This window comes from Microbacterium sp. MM2322 (genome assembly GCF_964186585.1).
In the GTDB taxonomy this organism is placed as follows: domain Bacteria; phylum Actinomycetota; class Actinomycetes; order Actinomycetales; family Microbacteriaceae; genus Microbacterium.
On sequence record NZ_OZ075067.1, the window covers coordinates 777,358 to 797,632 of the forward strand.

Annotated in this window: 19 protein-coding genes; 13 read left to right on the forward strand and 6 right to left on the reverse strand. The window is 68.1% G+C overall.

Annotated features, from left to right (window positions below):
* Nucleotide 1: 1 nt before the first annotated feature.
* The 6 genes from ABQ271_RS03790 (at nucleotide 2) to ABQ271_RS03815 (ending at nucleotide 7,265) form a co-directional block, all read left to right on the forward strand.
* The gene (locus ABQ271_RS03790) at nucleotides 2-907 is read left to right on the forward strand and encodes an ABC transporter permease (RefSeq protein WP_349310199.1); all 906 of its coding nucleotides are present in this window, start codon (nucleotides 2-4) and stop codon (nucleotides 905-907) included.
* A 1-nt stretch (nucleotide 908) separates the two neighbouring features.
* Nucleotides 909-1,949, forward strand: a complete 1,041-nt coding sequence (locus ABQ271_RS03795) for an ABC transporter ATP-binding protein (RefSeq protein ID WP_349310200.1) — start codon at nucleotides 909-911, stop codon at nucleotides 1,947-1,949.
* Nucleotides 1,946-3,007 carry an ABC transporter ATP-binding protein gene (locus ABQ271_RS03800; protein ID WP_349310201.1) on the forward strand — a complete coding sequence of 354 codons (1,062 nt, stop codon included), beginning with the start codon at nucleotides 1,946-1,948 and terminating at the stop codon, nucleotides 3,005-3,007. Before ABQ271_RS03795 ends, ABQ271_RS03800 begins: the two co-directional genes overlap by 4 nt.
* Nucleotides 3,004-4,065, forward strand: a complete 1,062-nt coding sequence (locus ABQ271_RS03805) for a LacI family DNA-binding transcriptional regulator (RefSeq protein ID WP_349310202.1) — start codon at nucleotides 3,004-3,006, stop codon at nucleotides 4,063-4,065. Before ABQ271_RS03800 ends, ABQ271_RS03805 begins: the two co-directional genes overlap by 4 nt.
* Nucleotides 4,062-5,678, forward strand: a complete 1,617-nt coding sequence (locus tag ABQ271_RS03810) for an FAD-dependent oxidoreductase (RefSeq protein ID WP_349310203.1) — start codon at nucleotides 4,062-4,064, stop codon at nucleotides 5,676-5,678. Before ABQ271_RS03805 ends, ABQ271_RS03810 begins: the two co-directional genes overlap by 4 nt.
* An 87-nt stretch (nucleotides 5,679-5,765) precedes the next feature.
* Nucleotides 5,766-7,265: a cellulase family glycosylhydrolase gene (locus ABQ271_RS03815; RefSeq protein ID WP_349310204.1), complete on the forward strand. Its 1,500-nt coding sequence runs from the start codon at nucleotides 5,766-5,768 to the stop codon at nucleotides 7,263-7,265.
* A 25-nt stretch (nucleotides 7,266-7,290) separates the two neighbouring features.
* On the opposite strand, the gene ABQ271_RS03820 is transcribed toward ABQ271_RS03815, so the two are convergent.
* The 3 genes from ABQ271_RS03820 to ABQ271_RS03830 all read right to left on the reverse strand — a co-directional run bounded on the left by ABQ271_RS03820 (nucleotide 7,291) and on the right by ABQ271_RS03830 (nucleotide 10,267).
* Nucleotides 7,291-7,776, reverse strand: coding sequence for a MarR family transcriptional regulator (locus ABQ271_RS03820; protein ID WP_349310205.1), 486 nt, complete (start codon nucleotides 7,774-7,776; stop codon nucleotides 7,291-7,293).
* A 1-nt stretch (nucleotide 7,777) separates the two neighbouring features.
* On the reverse strand, nucleotides 7,778-9,454 hold the full coding sequence (locus ABQ271_RS03825) for an MDR family MFS transporter (RefSeq protein WP_349310206.1): 1,677 nt from the start codon (nucleotides 9,452-9,454) through the stop codon (nucleotides 7,778-7,780).
* Nucleotides 9,455-9,589: 135 nt separating this feature from the next.
* A complete protein-coding gene (locus ABQ271_RS03830; protein WP_349310207.1) occupies nucleotides 9,590-10,267 on the reverse strand; it encodes a YqaJ viral recombinase family protein in 678 nt (225 codons plus the stop codon).
* Between the two features lie 502 nt (nucleotides 10,268-10,769).
* On the opposite strand from ABQ271_RS03830, the gene ABQ271_RS03835 reads away from it, so the two are divergent.
* From ABQ271_RS03835 to rplL, 3 genes are all read left to right on the forward strand, one after another.
* A complete protein-coding gene (locus tag ABQ271_RS03835) occupies nucleotides 10,770-11,519 on the forward strand; it encodes a hypothetical protein (RefSeq protein WP_349310208.1) in 750 nt (249 codons plus the stop codon).
* Nucleotides 11,520-11,913: 394 nt separating this feature from the next.
* The gene (rplJ, locus tag ABQ271_RS03840; RefSeq protein WP_349310209.1) at nucleotides 11,914-12,402 is read left to right on the forward strand and encodes a 50S ribosomal protein L10; all 489 of its coding nucleotides are present in this window, start codon (nucleotides 11,914-11,916) and stop codon (nucleotides 12,400-12,402) included.
* A gap of 50 nt (nucleotides 12,403-12,452) precedes the next feature.
* Nucleotides 12,453-12,833, forward strand: coding sequence for a 50S ribosomal protein L7/L12 (gene rplL / locus ABQ271_RS03845; RefSeq protein ID WP_248171544.1), 381 nt, complete (start codon nucleotides 12,453-12,455; stop codon nucleotides 12,831-12,833).
* Nucleotides 12,834-12,903: 70 nt separating this feature from the next.
* On the opposite strand, the gene ABQ271_RS03850 is transcribed toward rplL, so the two are convergent.
* Nucleotides 12,904-13,962, reverse strand: coding sequence for a LacI family DNA-binding transcriptional regulator (locus ABQ271_RS03850; RefSeq protein ID WP_349310210.1), 1,059 nt, complete (start codon nucleotides 13,960-13,962; stop codon nucleotides 12,904-12,906).
* Nucleotides 13,963-14,227: 265 nt separating this feature from the next.
* Between ABQ271_RS03850 and ABQ271_RS03855 the strand changes: the two genes are divergently transcribed.
* The 3 genes from ABQ271_RS03855 to ABQ271_RS03865 all read left to right on the forward strand — a co-directional run bounded on the left by ABQ271_RS03855 (nucleotide 14,228) and on the right by ABQ271_RS03865 (nucleotide 17,972).
* The gene (locus ABQ271_RS03855) at nucleotides 14,228-15,553 is read left to right on the forward strand and encodes a carbohydrate ABC transporter substrate-binding protein (RefSeq protein ID WP_349310211.1); all 1,326 of its coding nucleotides are present in this window, start codon (nucleotides 14,228-14,230) and stop codon (nucleotides 15,551-15,553) included.
* 110 nt (nucleotides 15,554-15,663) lie between these two features.
* The gene (locus ABQ271_RS03860; protein ID WP_349310212.1) at nucleotides 15,664-17,001 is read left to right on the forward strand and encodes a sugar ABC transporter permease; all 1,338 of its coding nucleotides are present in this window, start codon (nucleotides 15,664-15,666) and stop codon (nucleotides 16,999-17,001) included.
* Nucleotides 17,001-17,972 (forward strand): carbohydrate ABC transporter permease, encoded by a 972-nt coding sequence (locus tag ABQ271_RS03865; RefSeq protein WP_036309995.1) that lies wholly within the window; start codon nucleotides 17,001-17,003, stop codon nucleotides 17,970-17,972. Before ABQ271_RS03860 ends, ABQ271_RS03865 begins: the two co-directional genes overlap by 1 nt.
* Before the next feature lie 70 nt (nucleotides 17,973-18,042).
* Here the strand turns inward: ABQ271_RS03865 and ABQ271_RS03870 are convergent, their stop codons facing one another.
* On the reverse strand, nucleotides 18,043-18,726 hold the full coding sequence (locus tag ABQ271_RS03870) for a DUF305 domain-containing protein (RefSeq protein WP_349310213.1): 684 nt from the start codon (nucleotides 18,724-18,726) through the stop codon (nucleotides 18,043-18,045).
* Complete coding sequence (locus ABQ271_RS03875; RefSeq protein ID WP_349310214.1) at nucleotides 18,723-19,433, reverse strand: DUF3105 domain-containing protein; 711 nt, start codon at nucleotides 19,431-19,433, stop codon at nucleotides 18,723-18,725. The genes ABQ271_RS03870 and ABQ271_RS03875 overlap by 4 nt, the downstream gene beginning before the upstream one ends.
* A gap of 186 nt (nucleotides 19,434-19,619) precedes the next feature.
* Between ABQ271_RS03875 and ABQ271_RS03880 the strand changes: the two genes are divergently transcribed.
* Complete coding sequence (locus ABQ271_RS03880; protein WP_349310215.1) at nucleotides 19,620-20,273, forward strand: phosphatase PAP2 family protein; 654 nt, start codon at nucleotides 19,620-19,622, stop codon at nucleotides 20,271-20,273.
* The last annotated feature ends 2 nt before the right edge of the window (nucleotides 20,274-20,275 follow it).

Here is a 20,275-nt window from a genome sequence, read left to right on the forward strand (position 1 = left end):
CATGAAGTACCGCGTCTTCGGCAACGGCAAGGTCACCTTCGGGGTGGTCGTGCTCGCCTTCTTCGTCTTCCTCGCCGTCTTCGGCGGCGCCCTGCTCGATCTGGCCGGGCTCGATGCGCGCGCGAACGACATCTCCGCCATCTCGCAGCCGCCGACGGCGGAGCACCTGCTCGGAACCACTCAGTTCGGTCAGGACGTCCTCGCCCAGGTGGTCGAAGGCGCCCGCGGATCCATGTTCGTCGGATTCCTCTCCGCCGTGATCGGCACACTCCTCGCGATCGTCGTCGGCGTGCCGTCGGGGTACTTCCGCGGTGTCGCCGGGCAGTCGCTCAACTTCCTCACGAACCTGTTCCTCGTCATGCCGGTGCTGCCGCTCATCTTCGTCGTCGCCGGGTACCTCCAGGGGACGGGGCTCGTGATGATCGCCGTCATCATCGGCGTCTTCGGGTGGGCGGGCGGCGCCCGCACCCTGCGCGCGCAGGCGATGAGCGTCGCCAGTCGCGACTTCGTGCAGGCGATGCGGATGCTGGGGGAGTCGCACACCCGGCTGATCTTCACCGAGGTGCTGCCGCACCTCTACGGCTGGATCGCGTCCATGTTCCTCGGCGGCCTGATCGGCGGCGTGATGGCGGAGGCCGGTCTCGCCTTCCTGGGCGTCTCGGACTCCTCGGCCGTCAGCTGGGGCACCATGATCCAGGCCGCTCAGCAGCAGAGCGCCGTGCTCCGCGGGCTCTGGTGGTGGCTCGTGCCGCCCGGGCTCTGCATCGCGCTCGTCGGAACGGCGGCCGCGCTCATCAACTTCGGTGTCGACGAGCTCGCGAACCCGAAGCTGCGTGCCGCGTCGCGCGCCGTTGCCAAGCGAACCGCGCGGGTGCGCCGTGCCGCCCTCGTCAGCGAAGGAGTCTGAGATGAGCCTCACCGATGTCCGTGCCCCCGGCATCCGTCCCGTCGATGGCGCGGGGGACGTCCTGCTGGAGGTCGACGACCTGACGGTCGAGTACGCCTCCGAGGGGGCTCCCACCCGCGCGTGCTCCGAGATCTCGTTCACCCTCGGGCGCGGCGAGATCCTCGGGGTCGTCGGCGAGTCGGGCTCCGGCAAATCGACGCTCATCACGGCGCTCACCCGCCTGCAGCGGCCGCCTGCCGTCACGACGGCCGGCAGCATCCGCTTCCACCCGCGCGACGGGGCACCTCCCATCGACTTGGTCACCCTCTCGCCGCGCGAGCTGCGCGCCCTGCGGTGGACGCGGATGTCGATCGTGCTGCAGAGCGCGATGGATGCGCTCAACCCCGTCATGCGCCTCGGTGCGCAGTTCGTCGACGTGCTCCGCACGCACGACCGACGGATGTCGCGCGCCGCCGCGTGGGATGAGGCCCGCCGCCTTCTCGGACTCGTGGGGATCTCCGCCGACCGGGTGCGCAGCTTCCCCCACGAGCTGTCCGGCGGGATGCGGCAACGCGCGACCATCGCGCTCGCCCTCGCGTGCCGTCCCGAGCTCATCGTGATGGACGAGCCGACGACGGCCGTCGACGTCGTCATGCAACGGCAGATCCTGGCGCAGGTGCTCCGCCTGCGCCGCGAGTTCGACTTCGCCGTCGTCTTCGTCACCCACGACCTCTCGCTGCTGCTGGAACTCGCCGACAGGATCGCGGTCATGTACGGCGGGCGGATCGTGGAACTCGCACCCGCGCAGGACGTCTACCACTCGCCGCGCCACCCTTACACGACGGGCCTCCGGGATTCATTCCCGCCCCTGCATGCGACCGCGACGCGGCTCGAGGGCATCCCGGGCACCCCGCCCGACCTGCGGGCGCTGCCCCCCGGGTGCGCCTTCGCCGAGCGGTGCCCCGCAGTGATGGACCGCTGCCGCACCGAACTGCCCGTCCTCCGTCCCGTCGGCGACACCGTCGTCGCCTGCCATCTTCACGACGAGGAGGTCCCCTCATGAACGAGCCGGTCCTCGAGGCGATCGACGTCTCGAAGCACTTCACGGTCGCCGGATCCGTGGGGTCCTCCCAGGTGGTCCGCGCCGTCGAGGGAGCCAACATCCGGTTGCGTCCGGGGCGCATCACGGCGGTCGTGGGCGAGAGCGGCAGCGGCAAGACGACGCTCGCCCGCATGCTGGCGCGCTTCTACGAGCCCACGTCGGGCGAGATCGCCCTCGACGGCACGCCGGTCCGATCGGGCGGCGACGTCGAGAAGGCCTACCGCAAGGACGTGCAGCTGATCTTCCAAGACCCGTTCGGCTCGCTGAACCCGCTCCACCGGGTACGCCACAACCTGGATCGTGCCCTGCGTCTGCATCACCGTTCCGGGTCGAAGGCTGAGCACGAAGAGCGGATGCTGGCTCTCCTCGAGCGTGTGAGCCTGAGCCCGGCGCGCGACTACATCGACAAGTTCCCGCACGAGCTCTCGGGCGGCCAGCGGCAGCGCGTCGTCATCGCTCGGGCACTGGCCGTCGAGCCGCGCGTCCTGCTCGGCGACGAACCGATCTCGATGCTCGACGTGTCGATCCGTCTCGAGATGCTGAACCTCCTCGACCGGCTGTGCCGCGAGGACGGACTGGCGATGCTCTACATCACGCACGACATCGCCAGCGCCCGGTACCTCTGCGACGACATCGTCGTCATGTACGCAGGGCAGATGGTCGAGGCCGGACCGAAGGATGAGGTCATCTCGAACCCGCAGCATCCGTACACGAAGCTGCTCGTCGAGTCGTCCCCGGATCCGCACCGCGGGGTCGTGACGAACCGGGACGAGATCTTCGGAACCGCCGACGACCTCGGCGAGCCGCCGAGTCTCATCGACCCGCCCGCCGGCTGCCGCTTCCATCCCCGCTGCCCCTTCGCGATGGAGCAGTGCCGTACCGAGGCGCCGCCGCGCATGCAGCGCGAGGACGGCCACTGGGCGGACTGCTGGCTGCACGCTGCCGGTCGCGCCGACCTCCTCGACACCCCGTCGATGACCTCGCTCATCTCCCGCCGTACCGCAGAGGACCCCTCATGACAGACCTCCCCGACCGTCCCGCACGCAGCCGTCCGGCGCGGCAGTCCGACGTCGCGCGCCTCGCGGGCGTCTCGCAGTCCGCTGTCTCGCGTGTCATCAGCGGCGACGTCTCGGCGGCCCGCATCCCCGAGGAGACCCGCCAGCGGGTCCGCGAGGCGATCGCGACCCTCGGATACGTTCCGAACCCCGTCGCACGGAACCTCCGCGGCAAGCGCACGCAGCTGCTGGGCGTGCACACGTTCGAGGCGCTCTTCCCGAACGCGCGGGAGTCGTTCTACTTCGAGTTCCTGCTCGGCATCGAAGAACGCGCCGAGGAGAGCCGCCACGACCTCGTCCTGTTCAGCTCGACCGGCGACGGCGCCGGCGGACGGCGCATCTACCGCGACGAGACCAACCGGCTCACCATCGCGGACGGCAGCATCCTCCTCGGCATGGCGTCCGACCGGGACGAGCTCGCCCGCCTCTGGCGCGACGGCTACCCGTTCGTCCACATCGGTCGGCGCGAAGTGCCCGGGGCGCCCTTCCCGTGCATCGTGCCCGACTATTGGGCCGCGGCATCCGCGATCGTGGAACGACTGCACGGCCTCGGACATCGCCGACTCGTCTACGTCCGCGATTCGATCGGCGGCGAACCCTACGACGACCGCCGGTCCGGGTACCGCGAAGCCGTCGAGCGGCTGCAGATCGTCGATGACTCTCCCGGTTACACGGCGGAGCAGGCGGGTCTCTCCGACGACGTCGTCGACGCGCTCGCCGCGGGGCGTGCCACCGCCGCTGTGGTCGAATCCGAGCGCATCGCCGCGACGCTGCGCCGCCGCCTCTCCGAGCGCGGGGTCTCCATCCCGGCAGACGTCTCGGTCGCCGTCCTCGAGGACACCGCGGCGTCGGAGGTGACCTGGAGCGATCTCCGCATCCCGCGCAAGGAGATCGGCCGCATCGCCGTGGACCGCCTCATCGCGATGATCTCGGACCCCGACGCGCCTCGTGAGAGCGTGCTCGTCGCCTGCACGCACGTGGCCGGTGCGACCGTCGCCGAGGTTCGGGGAGACGCCGCGTGAACGCCAGCCCCGACCTGCTCATCATCGGCGGCGGCACGAGCGGTGTCGCCGCCGCCCTCACGGCGCTCCGCCTCGGCCTCCGCGTCGTGATGACCGAGGAGACCGACTGGCTCGGCGGCCAGCTGACGGCGCAAGCCGTGCCCCCGGACGAGAACTCCTGGATCGAGACGGCCGACGCGCCGCCCGGCTACGCCGAGTTCCGCGGCCGTGTCCGTGACTATTACCGGCGCAACTATCCCCTGACCGCCGCAGCCGCGTCGAACCCCCGCCTCGATCCCGGCATCGGCATCGTCAGCCGCATGTGCCACGAGCCCCGAGTCGCCGCCGCGGTCATCGACGAGATGGTCGCGCCCTGGCTCACCTCCGGTCGACTCGAGGTTCTGCGCGAGCATCGTCCCGTCCACGTGGAGGTCGAGGGAGACCGTATCCGATCGGTCACCGTGCGCGGACCGCGCGGAGACCGCGAACTGAGCGCTCCGTTCGTCGTCGACGCGACGGAGCTCGGTGAGATCGTCGGGTGGGAAGACATCGAACACACCATCGGCGCCGAAGGCCAGCGCGACACCGGGGAGCTCCACGCCCCGGCCGAGGCGAACCCGCTCGACCAGCAGGCCGTGTCGTGGTGCTTCGCGCTCGAACACCGGCCGGGCGAAGATCACACGGGCGACAAACCGGCCCGGTACGACCACTGGCGCTCGCACGTCGACCCGTTCTGGCCCGGGCCGCAGCTGTCGTGGGTCGACGTCGAGCCCATCGGACTCCGGGTGCGCACCCGTCCGATCTTCCAGGTGCAGCCGACGCCGGACGCCCCGTTCGACCTGTGGCGCTTCCGCCGAGTCGTCGCCGCAGAGAACTTCCGCGAGGGCACGATCGACTCCGACGTGTCGCTGGTCAACTGGCCGCAGATCGACTACTGGGAGGCGCCGATCCTCGGTGTGACGGCGGATGCCGCGGCTCAGGCGCTCCGAGCGAGCAAAGAGCTCTCGGCATCCTTCCTCTACTGGATGCAGACCGAGGCGCCCCGGGAAGACGGCGGCCACGGGTACCCGGGACTGCGCCTCCGGGGCGACGTCACGGGCACCGACGACGGATATGCCAAATCGGTCTACGTCCGGGAGTCCCGACGCGCGTTGACCGAGTTCCGCGTGCTCGAGCAGCATGTCGGCGTCGAGGCGCGCGGAGCGGGCGTGGGCAGCGAACTCTTCCGCGACAGCGTCGGCCTCGGGCACTACCGCATCGATCTGCACCCGAGCACAGCAGGGCGCACCTACGTGGACATCGAGTCCTACCCGTTCCAGATCCCGCTCGGAGCGCTCCTGCCGGTCCGAATCGACAACCTCTTGCCGGCGGGCAAGAACATCGGCACGACGCACATCACCAACGGCTGCTACCGGCTGCACCCCGTCGAGTGGAGCATCGGCGAAGCGGTGGGAGCCCTCGCGGCGTTCGCCTCCGAGCGGCGGATCCCGCCGCGTGCCGTGCGTGCGGATGCGACGCTCCTCGAGGACTACCAGCGTCTGCTCGGCACCACCCTCGGGATCAGCCTCCGCTGGCCGGAGGAGGTGCGTACGCACCATTGGGTGCCCGAGCCTCCGAAGGCTCGGGTGTCCTGAGCCGCACAGACGCGGCGCGACCTCCCGGCAACGGTGCCGGGATGCCGGCGGCGACGAGGCCGTCGACGGATCGGAAAGGGAACCACCATGACACGATCTCCGTTGCTCATCCGCCGCGCGCGGGCCACGGCCGGCGCCATCGCCGCAGCGCTGCTCCTCGCGCTCGGCGCGCCTGCCGTCGCTTCCGCGACCGCACCGCCCCCGGGAGGCGGGGGAGAGGCATCCGCCGCAGCCGCGCCGCTTCCCGCGCTGCAGGTGCAGGGCAATCAGGTGCTCGACGCGACGGGGGCACCCGCGGACCTCCGCGGCGTCTCGGTGCTCGCGCCCGAGCAGAACGACCTCTGCGAGTACTGCAACATCAAGCCGACGTCGGAGCTCATCGACATCGCGAAGGCGTGGAACACGCGTGCGCTGCGACTGCCCGCGACCGAGATCGGCGCGACGACGGACCTCGCCGCGTACGACGCCGAGTACATCGCTCCGTACGTCGCCCAGGCCACCGACCTCGGGATGTACGTGATCGTCGATCTGCACCTCGTGCGCAACTACGGGGATGCCGCCGGGGCCGTCCCGCGCTCGACGGTCGAACGCTTCTGGGACTACATCGCGCCCCGGTACGGTGCGAACCCGAACGTGATCTTCGAGGTCTTCAACGAGCCGATCAACCCGGCGAACTGGAACACGTGGAAGGACTACATCCAGCCCGTCGTGGATGGCATCCGCGAAACCGCTCCCGACACGCTGCTGCTCATGGGGTCGCCGCAGTGGAGCACGATGCTGAACGGCGCCCTGACCAATCCGATCGACGACGACAACACGGCGTACGTCTACCACCTGTACCCGAACCAGGGCGCGCCGACGGCGGCGCTCCTCGACGGCAAGTTCGGCGACGCCGCCGAGCAACTTCCGGTCGTGATCACGGAGTTCGGCTGGAATCCGCCCGGCGAGTTCTCCGACTCGATCACCGCGGGCACGACGACGAACTGGGGCGTTCCGTTCCGCGCATACATGGACGCGCGACCGTGGATCAACTGGCAGGCCTGGATCCTCGACAACTTCTGGAAGCCGCAGATGTTCGACTACGACTGGAACGTCCTCGGCGGCGAGCACCAGGGGCAGTTCATCAAGGATTGGCTCGCGGGGGAGCCGAGCGTCTCACCGTGCGCGACGCACGAGGCGGTCGGCGCGGGCGTGACGGTCTCGTCCACCTACAGCGCGGCCTACGACGGGGGCAACCTCGTGGACGGCGACTGCTCCGACGCCGGCCGCTGGCTGTCGGCCGTCGGCGACGCGACGCCGACGGCGAGCGTGACCCTCGCGGCACCGGTCGACGTGACCTCCGTCGGGGTCTACAGCGGCTTCGGCGCCGGCACCGGCACGGTTCTCGTGGACTTCACCCTCGAGGTGCACACGGATGCCGGGTGGCAGCAGGCGGCATCCATCACCGGCAACACGCAGGCGGCCCGCGAGGTGCCGGTCGGGGTAGCGGGAGTCGACCAGGTGAGGCTGGTCGTCACGAACCCGTCGGCCTCGACGACCGAACCGAAGATCGCGCGCGTGTACGAACTCGCCGTCCACTCCGGCTGAGCGGGGGAAGCGCCCCGGCGGCGACCTATGTGGTGAGGTCGCCGTCGGGTCGTGACCCGGCGACGAGGGCGTGCAGCAGGTGCGCGAGGTTCTCGATGTCCTCGACGCGCCAGTCGCTGAGTGCGTCAAGGAGGGCGCCCTCCTGCGGGCCGCGGGCGTCCGCGAGACGTTCGCGGCCGTGCTCGGTCGCGGTCAGCAGGCTCGAACGGCCGTCGTGCGGATCGGGTGTCCGCTCGATGAGACCCATGTCGGTGAGCTCGCGGACGGTGCGGCTCAGCTGCCCCTTGTCGAGGATGAGCATCTCCGCCAGCGCGGACTGCGTGACCGGCTCGTGCCGCACGATCGTCGTGAACACCTTGTAGGCGCCGGGCAGCATGCCGGGACTCACCCGGTTGGCGTTCTCGGTGATCCGCCGCCGGAAGAGTGCGATCAGGTCGCTGAACTCGCCCTCGAGGGCGCGCACCGCAGCGGTGCGCGCCTCTCGATCGGACTGTGTCGACATCTCAGCCATGTTATCGGCGCGCCGGCGCCTCAGCCTCGACGTCGGACGTGCCGGAGGTGACGACCGGCACGGTTCCGGTGGCGGTCAGGGAATCCATGCCTGCGGGAACCGACACGGTGGCGAGGTCCGCCTCCGACGCGTTGCGACGCTCGGTGGTCGTCATCGTGCTCAGCGAACGGTTCGGCAGGAAGATGACCGCGATGATGCTGAGGATGCCGAAGGGCACCGCGATGAGGAATGCGGACGAGATGCCCTGCGCGTAGATGTCCTCGACGATCACGCGGAGCGGCTCGGGCATCGCCGACACCTTCGGCAGGGTGCCCGAGGTCAGCTGCTTCGCCCACGAGGCGCCTTCTGCGCCGAGTGAGCCGAGGACGGTCCCGATGCGTGCCTGCGCGTCGCCGAACAGGTCCGCGACTCGCGTGCCGAGGGCGGCGCCCATGAGCGAGACGCCGACGGTGCCGCCGAGGCTCCGGAAGAACGTGACACCCGAGCTGGCGACGCCGATCTCGCTCGGCTTGGCGCTGTTCTGGACCGCCAGCACGAGGTTCTGCATCGTCATCCCGACGCCTGCTCCGAGCAGGAACATGTAGACCGAGACGAGGAAGAAGTCGGTGTCGTAGTGGATCGTCGACAGGAGTGCTGCGCCCGCGGTGAGCAGCAGGCTTCCGACGACGAGGTACGGCTTCCAGTGCCCGTAGCGGGTGATGAGAGCGCCGACGCCGACGGACGAGAGCAGCAGGCCCGCGATCATCGGGATCGTCATCAGGCCGGCTTCGGTCGGGGTCGCGCCTCGCGCCATCTGCATGTACTGACCGAGGAAGACGGAAGCCCCGAACATGGCGATACCGGTGGCGATCGAGGCGATCACCGCGAGGGTGAACGTGCGGTCCCGGAAGAGGGTCAGCGGCACGAGGGGCTCCGCGGTGCGGAACTCGACGACGACGAAGAGCAGAGCGGCGAGGATCGCGCCGCCCACCATGAGCATGGTCTCCGTGCCCCACCAGTCGAAGCTGCGACCGGCGTTGGTGACCCAGATCAGCAGGAGCGACACCGCGGTCGAGAGGAGCACGATGCCGAGGTAGTCGATCTTCGCGCGACGTGTCGACGGGGCGGATGCCGGGATCGTCCGCTGCACCATGACCAGGGCGAGCACGGCGACGGGGAGCGAGACGAAGAAGTTCCAGCGCCATCCGAATCCGTCGGTGATGACACCACCGAGGAGCGGGCCGCCGACGGTGGCGACGGCCATGACGGCGCCGAACAGGCCCATGTAGCGCCCGCGCTCGCGGGGGCTGATGATGTCGGCCATGAGCACCTGGCTCAGTGCGGCGAGACCGCCGGCGCCGATGCCCTGCACGGCACGGAAGGCGATGAGGGTGGTCGTGTCCTGTGCGAAGCCGGCGGCGGCGGTGGCGAGGACGAAGATCACGAGGGCGATCTGGTACAGCGTCTTGCGACCCATCAGATCGGACAGCTTGCCCCAGATCGGGGTGGAGATCGCGGTGGTGAGGAGGGTGGCGGTGACGACCCAGGTGTACGCGCCCTGGTCGCCCTTCAGGTCGTGGATGATCACCGGGAGCGAGGTCGACACGACGGTCGAGGCGATCATCGACACGAACATGCCGAGGAGGAGGCCCGAGAGGGGGGCCAGCACCCGATTTCGGGTCGGAGCGGTGGTGGTCATGTACTTCTCCAGATGGTTGACGCACGTCAAATATTGAGTGAGGTCAACTATATGCAGATGTTTGATGCGTGTCAACTATCGGTGCTTCCGGCACGCGGGTGAACCCGGGCGCGACCCGGGGCGACGATGCGCGATTCAGTCGGCGAGAGCGAGCGCGCGGAAGATGTCGCGCTCGCGCAGCTGCTCGCGACGGCTGACCGGCGCGGCTTCTTCGCGCCGCGGAGGCGGGTTGCCGGTCGTCCGGTGGTAGAGCTCGTCGATCAGCGAGGTCGCGAGGCGGACCAGCGAGCCGATCTCGGTTTCGTCGCGGTCGATCCAGGCGCAGCGTGGTTCGTCGCGGAGCGGAACGAAGTCCTGGTGCTCTTCCCAGACGACGAGCGTCCGTTCGGCGCCGAGGACGTGCTGCTGCCACCACACCTGGCGCATGTAGGTCCGGGGGATCGACTTCCAGGTCTTGTTGGTCGTCTTGATCTCGGCGAGGATCACTCGGCCCGCGGCATCCACCATGATCCCGTCGGGGGTCGCGAGGTGACGCTTCTCGACCTCGGCATGGAACAGGGCCGACGACGGAAGGATGCCGTGGGTCGCCGCAACCCACGCGGCGATCTCGGGCTCGCGACGCCGGCCGTGGTCGGTGTAGGCGTTGCCGCTGAAGCCCGACCCGTTGAGCTTGGCTTCGGCCGCCCGGGCGATGGCCCGCTCGCTCGTGAGCGACGCGACATCCGTGGCGGTGATCCCCCGCGACCGCGCCCGCATCCACGCGACCCGGTCGCGGGAGTCCGCGACGATCCGGGCAGCGAGTTCGGGGGTCACCCGACGATCCTAAGTCGCCCCTCCCGCACGCCCGCCCCGACCCGCCGCGCGGCCACACCCCCGGTCTAAGCGCCCTGTCTCTCTTCCGGTCGTGATCATGTCCTCTCGTCGAGATCACCCGCTGCGCACGTGCGCGGGATGTGATCTCGACGAGAGGACATGATGTGGGCGGGCAGACGATTCCTCCCCAGCGTCGTCAACGGACCGCGAGGGCACGGGGTGTCGGCATCCCCTCATCAGAGCGGATGCCACCGGTGACCCTCGTGGCATGGAACGCCACATTTCGTACCCGCAGGCAGCTGCGCTCGTTGACTCGCGTTCGACTCTGCTGGACGCGGGGTGGACGTCTCGAGGCATCACGGAAGCGGTCGCGCACGGACATTTGATCCGGATCCAGCGCAACCGCTATGTCGCGGCCGTGGATACGTCGGACCTCTGGCCCGAGAGTCATCATCGTGTCGAAGTCGCCGCCGCTGTCGCAGAGATGCGAGGAGGTTCAGGCGTGGTCTCCTACGAGTCCGCCGCGGTCCTGTGGGACTTGCCGCTCTATCAGCGCCGGCCGGACGCGGTCCACATCAGCATGCCGGGCGATGCGCGAATGTCGAGTCGGTTGCGGGTGAGACGTCACGCCGACCGGCTGGTGGAGGCAGACATCGACGAGCTGCACGGCGTCCCCTGCACGAGCCTCGAACGCACGATCTGGGACGTCGCGCGTTCGCTTCCTCCTGAGGCGGCCGTCGCCGCGGTGGATGCTGCGCTCCGACAGATCGCGCTGAGTCCGAGACGCGGCGCGGCGCATGCTGAGCAGACGCGCCAGCGGGTGCTCGACCGATGCGCCACGGCTCGGGGCGTCCGTGGCATCCGGCAGGCCGCTCGTGTCGTCGCGTTCGCGGATCACCGAGCGGAGCTGCCGGGCGAGAGCGTCAGTCGGTTCAGGCTGCGTCAGCTCGGATTCGAGCGGGTTGATCTGCAGGTGCCCGTGCCGGGATCGGACGGCCGCGAGTTCCGCATCGATCTGGAGCTCGAGGATGTCGGCGTGTTCGTCGAGTTCGACGGCTCCGCGAAGTATCGCGACGAGGCGATGCGAAGCGGGCGCTCGCTCGATGACGTCCTTCTCGCTGAGAAGCATCGCGAAGACTGGATCAGAGGCGTCACCGGCAAGCGGCTCGTGCGCGTCGCCTCGGAGCACATCTCATCTCCCGCCGCGCTCCGTGCACGTCTCAGCGCCTTTGGCATCCCGATGCCTCGCTGACGATGCTCGTTACGCCGCGCGCAATCGCATGACGGCTGTCCACATCATGGCCTCTCGCCGACATCACACGTCCCGCGCGCCGAAAGCATGTGCATTCGGCGAGAGCACATGATGTGGACAAGCAGCCCCGGCGACCCCGCGGATGCCGGGATTTGGCGCGCCGGGCGGCGGCACGTACACTGGGGCACAAGCCAAAGACCGTCGGTTATCGGCGTGCGTCCGCGCACACGATCGAAGCTCTGCATCGCAGGGGCCCACGCAGGTGTACGACAGACTTCCGGGAAACCGGGCCCAAAGCTCCGTGCGCTTGCGCCGGAGCTTTTTTCATGCAGCCCGACCGTCGAGGTCGATGTCCCGCTGCCGCGGGACGTCTCGTACACATCAAGGAGTGACCATGGCGCAGAAGGATGCATCGGTCGCCGAGCTCACGAAGCACTTCGAGGACTCGAACGCCGTCTTGCTGACCGAGTACCGCGGTCTGACGGTTGCCCAGCTCAAGCAGCTGCGCAACGACATCCGTCAGGACGCGCAGTACGCCGTGGTGAAGAACACGCTGACCAAGATCGCCGCGAACAACGCGGGGATCACGGCTCTGGACGAGGACCTCAAGGGTCCCTCGGCCGTTGCTTTCGTGCACGGTGACTTCGTCGCCACTGCCAAGGCTCTTCGTGACTTCGCCAAGGCCAACCCGCTTCTGGTGATCAAGGGCGGCATCTTCGAGGGCAACGCCCTCACTGCCGACGAGGTCAACAAGTACGCCTCGCTCGAGAGCCGTGAGGTTCTGCTGGCGAAGGCTGCGGGCATGATGAAGGCGACGATGGGCAAGGCTGCCGCCACCATCGACGCGCTTCGCGAAAAGCTGGAGACCGCTGACGCCGCGTAAGCGACGAGCGAGCTCTTTTACACAAACCCCATCTATCTAGGAGATACATCATGGCGAAGCTTTCCACCGAGGAGCTGCTCGAGCAGTTCGCCGGCCTCACCCTCGTCGAGCTCAGCGAGTTCGTGAAGGCGTTCGAGGAGAAGTTCGACGTCACCGCTGCTGCCCCCGTCGCCGTTGCCGGTGCCGGCGGTGGCGCTGCTGCTGAAGAGGTTGAGGAGAAGGACTCCTTCGACGTCATCCTCGAGGCTGCCGGCGACAAGAAGATCCAGGTCATCAAGGTCGTCCGCGAGCTCACCTCGCTCGGCCTCGGCGAGGCCAAGGCCGTCGTCGACGGTGCTCCCAAGGCCGTGCTCGAGGGCGCGAACAAGGAAGCTGCCGACAAGGCCAAGGAGGCCCTCGAGGCCGCCGGCGCGACGGTCACCGTCAAGTAAGGCGAATCCCTTCACTGGAAGGCTCCGGATGCCGCGGCATCCGGAGCCTTCCGGCGTTAACGGCGGCGGCTCACACGTCGGAGGCGACGCGGGAGAGCCCGAAGTCCCGCACCGCCGCGGGGGTCGAACCCGAGGGCGCGGCGGTGGAGTTGCGGACCACGAGCCGCGGTCGGATCGAGACGGTGATCGGTTCCAGCGTCGGGTCCTCGAGGTGGCGTGTCAGCAGTTCGACGGCTGTCGCGCCCTGCTCTCGGGGAACCTGTCGGAGGGTCGTGAGCGCGAACATCTCGGCGTTCACGTGATCGTCGATGCCGACGACGCTGAGATCCGACGGGACGAGGATGCCGAGGCGACGCGCGGCGATGATGGCACCGATCGCGACCTCGTCGCACGCCCCGACGATCGCCGTGGGGCGGTTCGACGGGTCGCTGAGCAGATCGACGGCGGCCTCGTACCCCGCGGGCATAGACAGTTCGGCGGGCGTGCGCGTGATGTGCGGGGCGAGGCCCGACTCGCGCATCTCGCGCGCGTACCCCTCATAGCGCGCTGACTCCACGTGGGGCCAGTGCGACGCCGACGTGCCGCCGAGGAAGGCGATGCGGCGGTGTCCGAGCGAGACGAGATGGGATGTCGCCAGTGCTGACGCGTGGCTGTCGTCGAGGGCGACGAGACTCGTCCGGTCCTCGGTCCCGATGACGCTGACGACGGGGCGTCCGAGCGACAGCAAGGCTTCGAGTTCGCTGGCGGCGGGTTCGAGGCCGACGGCGATGACACCGTCGAAACGTTTACGCGCCAGGAACTCCGTGAACACCCGTTCGCGGCCCGCGCTCCCGGGTGTCGCGTCGTACAGCGTCAAGTCGAGCCCGCGGTCGAGGAGCGCGGTCTGAATGCCCTCCAGCACCTCGGCGAAGAACCATCGGTTCACGTGGGGGAGTACCACTCCCACGTTGCGGGTGCGGCCGGTGGCGAGGCTGACGGCGCTCGTCGAGGGGACGTATCCGAGACGCTGGGCGGCTTCGTGCACGCGCTGGCGGGTGTCGGAGGAGACCTGGGGGCTTCCGGTCAGGGCACGGCTCGCCGTGGCTTTGGAGACGCCCGCTTCGCGCGCAACGTCGGCGATGGTGCTCATCGGTCCTCCTCGACCTGTTCTCGCCGTCCCCATCGGTCGAGGACTGAGCGTAGTCGCTCGAGCGGCCGAAGGGAACCGGTTCCATCGTTGAAAAATGGTACCGCTCCCATGCGAATCCTAACCCACACACCAATGGTTGTAGAACCTTGATATTTCGCAGTTGTGCGGAGGGTCGATCGGACAGTAGGTTGTCCTGGAATCGGTTCCCCAAGGATGCGGCCAAGGCTCCTCTGGGTGGACGATGATCCCGAAAGAGGAGAAGTACATGGCATTGTCACAGCGATACCGCCTTCTTGCCCCCGTCGCGCTTCTCGGCGCCGCAGCATTGATGCTGGCAGGGTGTGCGGAAGGTGGCACCGGAAACGGCGGCGGAGAGGCCAAGAAGACCGTCCGCATCTCCGGAGGCATCACGGGCGGCGAGGCAGACGCCCTCAATGGATCCTTCGATCAGTTCACGAAGGACACCGGCATCGAGGTCGAGTACGTCGGCGACAAGGGGTTCGAGGGCAACATCGTCACCAAGGTGACCGGTGGCGACGCCCCCGACATCGCGGTCGTCCCGCAGCCGGGTCTGCTGAAGACCCTCGTCGACACGGGCAAGGTCCTCAAGGCCCCCGAGGCCGTCGAGACCGCGGTCGACGAGAACTGGTCGCCGGACTGGAAGAAGTACGGCACGTTCGACGACACCTTCTACGCGGCACCCATGCTCGCGAACCTGAAGGGTTACGTCTGGTACTCGCCGAAGCAGTTCGCCGAGTGGGGCGTCGAAGCCCCCAAGACGTGGGACGACATGATCGCCCTGACCGACAAGATCGTCCAGACCACGGGCAAGCCCGCATGGTGCGCCGGTTTCGCCTCCGAGGCGGCGTCCGGGTGGCCCGGAACGGACTGGGTCGAGGACCTCGTCCTTCGCCAGTCCGGTGCCGACGTCTACGACAAGTGGGTCGCCGGTGACGTGAAGTTCACCGACCCCGAGATCAAGAAGGCGTTCGACGCGGTCGGCGACATCCTCCTGAACCCCGACTACGTCAACGCCGGTTACGGCGACGTGAAGAGCATCAACGCGACGGCGTTCGGTGACGTGGCGGCGGCTGTGGCGAGCGGCGACTGCGCCCTGACCCACCAGGCGTCGTTCCTGTCGGCGAACTTCCTCGACGTGAAGACCGCGGACGGCAAGACCCCCGAGGTCGCGCCCGACGGCGACGTCTACGCGTTCATCATGCCCGGCTACACCGAGGGCGAGCTCCAGATCGAGGGTGGCGGCGAGTTCGTCGCCGGCTTCTCGGACGACGAGTCGACCCAGAAGGTGCTCGCCTACATGGCATCGCCCGAGTTCGCTGACGCCCGCGTCAAGCTCGGCGGCGTCATCTCGGCCAACAAGAAGGCCGACCCCAGCCTCGCCTCGAGCGAGTTCCTTCAGGAAGCGATGACGACGCTGCAGGATGACTCCACGGTCCTCCGCTTCGACGCATCCGACCTGATGCCCGCCACGGTGGGTCAGGGCTCGTTCTGGAAGGGCATGGTCGACTGGATCGACGGCAAGGACACCGCCACGGTGCTCTCCGACATCCAGGCCGGTTACGAGAACTGATCGTCGCCTGACGATCGGCTGAGCCGAGCGGGGTCGGGCTGACACAGCCCGACCCCGCTTCTCCCGTCCGTACCGCTTGGGTACGCCGCTGTACCCAGAAGGGAACCCGCATGTCCCAGACGACCGTCGACAGGCCTGTCGACACCGAACTCGCCGTCACCACCCATGCTCAAGATCCCAAGGGACGATCGATCACGAAGATCGTCGTCGCCGTGGGCTTCATCCTCATCGCCGTCGTCGCGCTGCTGCTCGTCTTCACCGTCTCGAGCGAAGAGTCCGCGCGCGTCACCATCGGCTTCTCGCTCAACAGCTTCTTCCTGTGGCTGGGCGCGATGAACCCCCTCATCCAGATCCCCGTCATCCTCGTGGTGTTCGCCCTCGTGGTGGGGATCATCCTGGTGCTCATCGAGTTCGCCCCCCGCCCCGGGCGCGGATACTTCATCATGCGGCTCGTCGCCTGCCTGGTGATCCCGGTGCTCGCCTTCATGCTGCTGCGCCCGTACGCCAATGCTGTCGTCTACGTCGTGGCCATCGCGCTTCTCGTCGGAGCGCTGCTCTTCTTCGCGGACTTCCGCTCCCGTCAGGGCGCGGGATACCTGTTCCAGCTCATCCTCTTCATGGCCCCGGCGAGCATCATGCTCATCCTCGGCCTGGTCTACCCGGCGATCGCGACGATCTTCAAGTCGTTCTTCAACAAGGCGGGCGACGAGTTCGTCGGCATGGAGAACTACATCTGGGTCTTCACGAACCCCACCGGTACGGCCTCGATCATCAACACGATCCTGTGGGCACTTCTGGCGCCCACCATCTCGGTCGTCATCGGTCTCGCGTACGCGGTCTTCATCGACCGAGCCCGCGGGGAGAAGCTCCTGAAGGTCCTCGTGTTCATGCCCGTCGCGATCTCGTTCGTCGGCGCCGGCATCATCTGGAAGTTCATGTACGACGCGCGTCAGGGCGACCAGATCGGTCTCCTCAATGCGATCCTCACGGCGTTCGGCGGTGACCCGGTGCAGTGGCTCGCCATCAAGCCGATCCTCAACACGCTGATGCTCCTCGTCGTCTTCATCTGGACCCAGACCGGTTTCGCCATGGTGATCCTGTCCGCGGCGATCAAGGCGGTTCCGACCGAGCAGATGGAGGCCGCCGAGCTCGACGGCACGAACGCGTGGCAGCGCTTCCGCAATGTCACGGTGCCCGGCATCCGTTCATCGCTGATCGTGGTGCTGACCACAGTGACGATCGCCTCGCTGAAGGTCTACGACATCGTCGCCGTCATGACCGGTGGTCGCGATGAGACGACCGTCCTCGGATTCGAGATGGTCAACCAGCAGCAGCGGTTCCAGAGCTTCGGGCACTCGTCCGCACTCGCCGTCGTGCTGTTCCTGTTCGTCTTGCCGCTGATCGTCTACAACGCCCGATCGATGGCCAAGCAGAAGGAAATCCGCTGATGACCGTTGCAGCACCGGCACGGCCGGTCGACACCCGCACCGCGCGCCAGGTCGCTCGCGACACCCGACGCAACGAAGCGATCGCCCACAAGAAGCTGACGTCGAAGGGCGCGACCATCGCGGCCGTCATCATCGCCATCTTCTGGACGATCCCGACGTTCGGCTTGTTCGTCACCTCCCTCCGACCCGGCGCGGAGACGCAGTCGAGTGGATGGTGGACCGCGTTCACCGATCCGAAGTTCACCCTCGACAACTACATGCAGGCGCTCAACGCCGGCGGTACCTCGACGACGCTGGCTTCGGCCTTCGTCAACTCGCTGGCGATCACGATCCCCGCGACGGTCTTCCCGATCGTCATGGCGGCTCTTGCGGCCTACGCCTTCGCGTGGATCGACTTCAAGGGCCGCAGTGCGCTGTTCGTGTTCGTGTTCGCGCTGCAGATCGTGCCGCTGCAGATGGCGCTCGTGCCGCTGCTCAGCCTGTTCTCGGATGGTCTGAGCATCAACGACGTGCCGATCTTCCCCGGCTTCGGACTGAACGAAGTGGACTACAGCTTCGCTCGAGTGTGGATCGCGCACGCGATCTTCGCGCTGCCGCTGGCGACGTTCATGCTGCACAACTTCATCGCCGAGATCCCGGGCGAGATCATCGAAGCGGCGCGCGTCGACGGGGCCGGACACGGCCAGGTGTTCTTCCGGATCATCCTGCCGCTGGCCGCTCCCGCGATCGCCTCGTTCGGCATCTTCCAGTTCCTCTGGGTCTGGAACGACCTGCTCGTGGCGACGATCTTCGCGTCGCCGGGTGCCCTGCCGATCACGCAGGCGCTCAACTCGCTGTCCGGTACGTGGGGCAACAAGTGGTTCCTGCAGTCCGCGGGAACGTTCATCTCGATCCTCGTCCCGCTGATCGTGTTCTTCGCGCTGCAGCGCTTCTTCGTCCGCGGCCTCCTGGCCGGGGCGACGAAGGGCTGATCGCCAAGAACGACAGAAGAGAGGGGGATGCCGGTGGCCACCGGCATCCCCCTCTTCTCGTTCGTGCGTGTCAGCTGCAGCCGAGCCGCTGCTGCATCGAGGTCATCGCCTGGATCTCGAAGGTCTGACCCTTCTTCATGTTCTCGGCCACCGTCTTCACGCGCTCGTCGGTGCCGAGCTCGAGGACGGCGTCGGCCATGGGGATCGCCCCCTCGTGGTGACGGATCATGAGCGAGAGGAACTGGCAGTCCGCCGCGGTGCCGGTCGCAGCGCGCAGCTCAGTCAACTCCTCCTCGGAGGCCATGCCCATCGCCTCGCGGATCTGCTCATCCGTCTGCGGCTGGCCGGCAGTGCCCCCGTGGGCGTGACCGGAGTCGGATGCCGCCATCCATGCCATCGGGCTGTCCGAGTACGGCGGCAGCCCCCACTTGAGGAGCCAGTCGTACATTTCGCCGCGCTGCGACGACTGTCCCGTTGCGATGTCGTAGGAGAGGGCGCGGAGCTGGTCGTCGTCTGTCTCGGCGTAGATCGTCATCGCCATGTCGACCGCCTGCGCGTGGTGCACCTGCATGTCCCGGGCGAAGCCGGCGTCAGCAGAGCCTTCGCCGGGCGTCGACCCGGCGATCCCGAACGTCGAGAAGCGGCCGATCGAGAAGGCGACCGCGGCGACGGCGAGCCCGACGAGCAGCACGACCCACCACGGGGGAAGGGTGCGCTCGGTGCCCGGCTCGTCGCCGACGGTCTCAGTGGTCACTTCTTGCCGGGGGCGTCCAGGGCACCCGAGCATGCAGCCAGGGGCTCGGGGCCGTTCTGATTGCGCCAGTAGGCCTTGATGAACTGACCGATGCGCGGGTCGTCCACGGAATCGACCTTGAGCTGCGCGTTCCAGGCGGTCACGGCGATCGGGGTGTCCATGTCCTCGTACGGGGAGAGCACGGTGTAGTCGGAGGGCAGCTGACGGTCGAGTGCGTCGACCCCCGCCGAGTCGACCTTCGCGGGGTCGTAGGTGATCCAGATGGCACCGTGCTCGAGGGCGTGAACGGCGTTCTCGTTCGGGACGGGCTGGGTGTAGACGCCGCAGTTGAGCCAGACGGCGTTGTGGTCGCCGCCGGCCGGTGGGGTCTGCTCGTAGTCGACGACGCCCTCGACGTGATTCGCGGTGTGCTCGAAAGTCTGCACACCCGAGATGCCGGAACCGTCGCCGTTGCCGCGCGCGATCGAGACAGGGCGGGGCGTCAGGATGACCGAGGCGACGACGAGCCCGATGACGAGGACGGCGGCGGTCGAGCCGACGATCCACCAGGTGGCTTTCGTGCGCCGGCGCTTGGCCAACTGGCGCTGGTACTCGGCGAGCTTCTTCTGCTTCTGCTGCTCGCGCTGCTGCTTGACGGTGAGGTTCAGCTGAGCCTGCGTCGCGGGGTTACCGCTCGTCCGCTTTCCGGCATCATCGTTCGGGGTCATGGGTGGCCTCGTCGGTCGGGTGGGGAGGGCGCGGGCGCGCTCCGTCGATTCTATTCGGCCGCATCTTGAGGCGGTCTGGATGCCGCCCGGGGAGAGGTTGTTCATAGGCAGTCGTGATGAGAGACGGTCGCGGGCGCACCGCGCAAGGGGGATGTCGTCGGGGGACGCGTCGGACAGGATGAACCCATGACGGTGCCCTCCCATGAACACGAGATCGGCATCGGGCTGCGGTTGGCGGTCATCGGCGCGATCCTCCTCATCGTCGCCGTCGCGACGGGGATCGCCGTGGAGTCGACGGACTCGGAGCTCATCGACCTCGACGCGTGGTGGAACACCTACGTGACGACGTTCCTGCCCGGCATCCGTCCCGTCTCGCTGTTCATGAACGTCGCGGGTGCGGGCGTCGTCGGCACGTACATCGTGCCGCTCGCCGGTGCGGCTCTCCTGGCTCTGGCCCGCCGGCCATGGGGGGCGGTCTTCTTCCTCGCCGCATCCATCGCCGGTGCACTCGTCGTGCAGCTGCTCAAGGGCCTCTTCGGACGCGTGCGGCCGGAGGAGATCCTGGTCATCTCGGACCATGGGTCCTTCCCGTCCGGGCATACGGCCAACGCCGCGGTGATGGCGACCGTCGCGGTCATCCTCTTCCCTCGCCTGTGGGTGGCCGTCGTCGGGCTCGCGTGGACGCTGCTCATGGCGTTCAGCCGCACGCAGGTGCACGCTCACTGGCTCACCGACACGCTCGGTGCACTGGTCCTCGGCATCGCGACGACACTGCTGGTCGCAGCCGCGATGACGATCCCCGTCGTCCGGGAACGCGAGCGACGCCGCTCGCTAGGCTGAGC

What these genes read in the sequence shown, in the direction of transcription:
- ABQ271_RS03820 (WP_349310205.1), bottom strand. Translation starts at nt 7,776, where the DNA reads ATGGCTGAGATGTCGACACAGTCCGATCGAGAGGCGCGCACCGCTGCG.
- ABQ271_RS03865 (WP_036309995.1), top strand. Translation starts at nt 17,001, where the DNA reads ATGACCGTTGCAGCACCGGCACGGCCGGTCGACACCCGCACCGCGCGC.
- ABQ271_RS03795 (WP_349310200.1), top strand. Translation starts at nt 909, where the DNA reads ATGAGCCTCACCGATGTCCGTGCCCCCGGCATCCGTCCCGTCGATGGC.
- ABQ271_RS03815 (WP_349310204.1), top strand. Translation starts at nt 5,766, where the DNA reads ATGACACGATCTCCGTTGCTCATCCGCCGCGCGCGGGCCACGGCCGGC.
- ABQ271_RS03880 (WP_349310215.1), top strand. Translation starts at nt 19,620, where the DNA reads ATGACGGTGCCCTCCCATGAACACGAGATCGGCATCGGGCTGCGGTTG.
- ABQ271_RS03805 (WP_349310202.1), top strand. Translation starts at nt 3,004, where the DNA reads ATGACAGACCTCCCCGACCGTCCCGCACGCAGCCGTCCGGCGCGGCAG.
- ABQ271_RS03860 (WP_349310212.1), top strand. Translation starts at nt 15,664, where the DNA reads ATGTCCCAGACGACCGTCGACAGGCCTGTCGACACCGAACTCGCCGTC.
- rplJ (WP_349310209.1), top strand. Translation starts at nt 11,914, where the DNA reads ATGGCGCAGAAGGATGCATCGGTCGCCGAGCTCACGAAGCACTTCGAG.
- ABQ271_RS03825 (WP_349310206.1), bottom strand. Translation starts at nt 9,454, where the DNA reads ATGACCACCACCGCTCCGACCCGAAATCGGGTGCTGGCCCCCCTCTCG.
- ABQ271_RS03850 (WP_349310210.1), bottom strand. Translation starts at nt 13,962, where the DNA reads ATGAGCACCATCGCCGACGTTGCGCGCGAAGCGGGCGTCTCCAAAGCC.
- ABQ271_RS03790 (WP_349310199.1), top strand. Translation starts at nt 2, where the DNA reads ATGAAGTACCGCGTCTTCGGCAACGGCAAGGTCACCTTCGGGGTGGTC.
- ABQ271_RS03875 (WP_349310214.1), bottom strand. Translation starts at nt 19,433, where the DNA reads ATGACCCCGAACGATGATGCCGGAAAGCGGACGAGCGGTAACCCCGCG.
- rplL (WP_248171544.1), top strand. Translation starts at nt 12,453, where the DNA reads ATGGCGAAGCTTTCCACCGAGGAGCTGCTCGAGCAGTTCGCCGGCCTC.
- ABQ271_RS03855 (WP_349310211.1), top strand. Translation starts at nt 14,228, where the DNA reads ATGGCATTGTCACAGCGATACCGCCTTCTTGCCCCCGTCGCGCTTCTC.
- ABQ271_RS03800 (WP_349310201.1), top strand. Translation starts at nt 1,946, where the DNA reads ATGAACGAGCCGGTCCTCGAGGCGATCGACGTCTCGAAGCACTTCACG.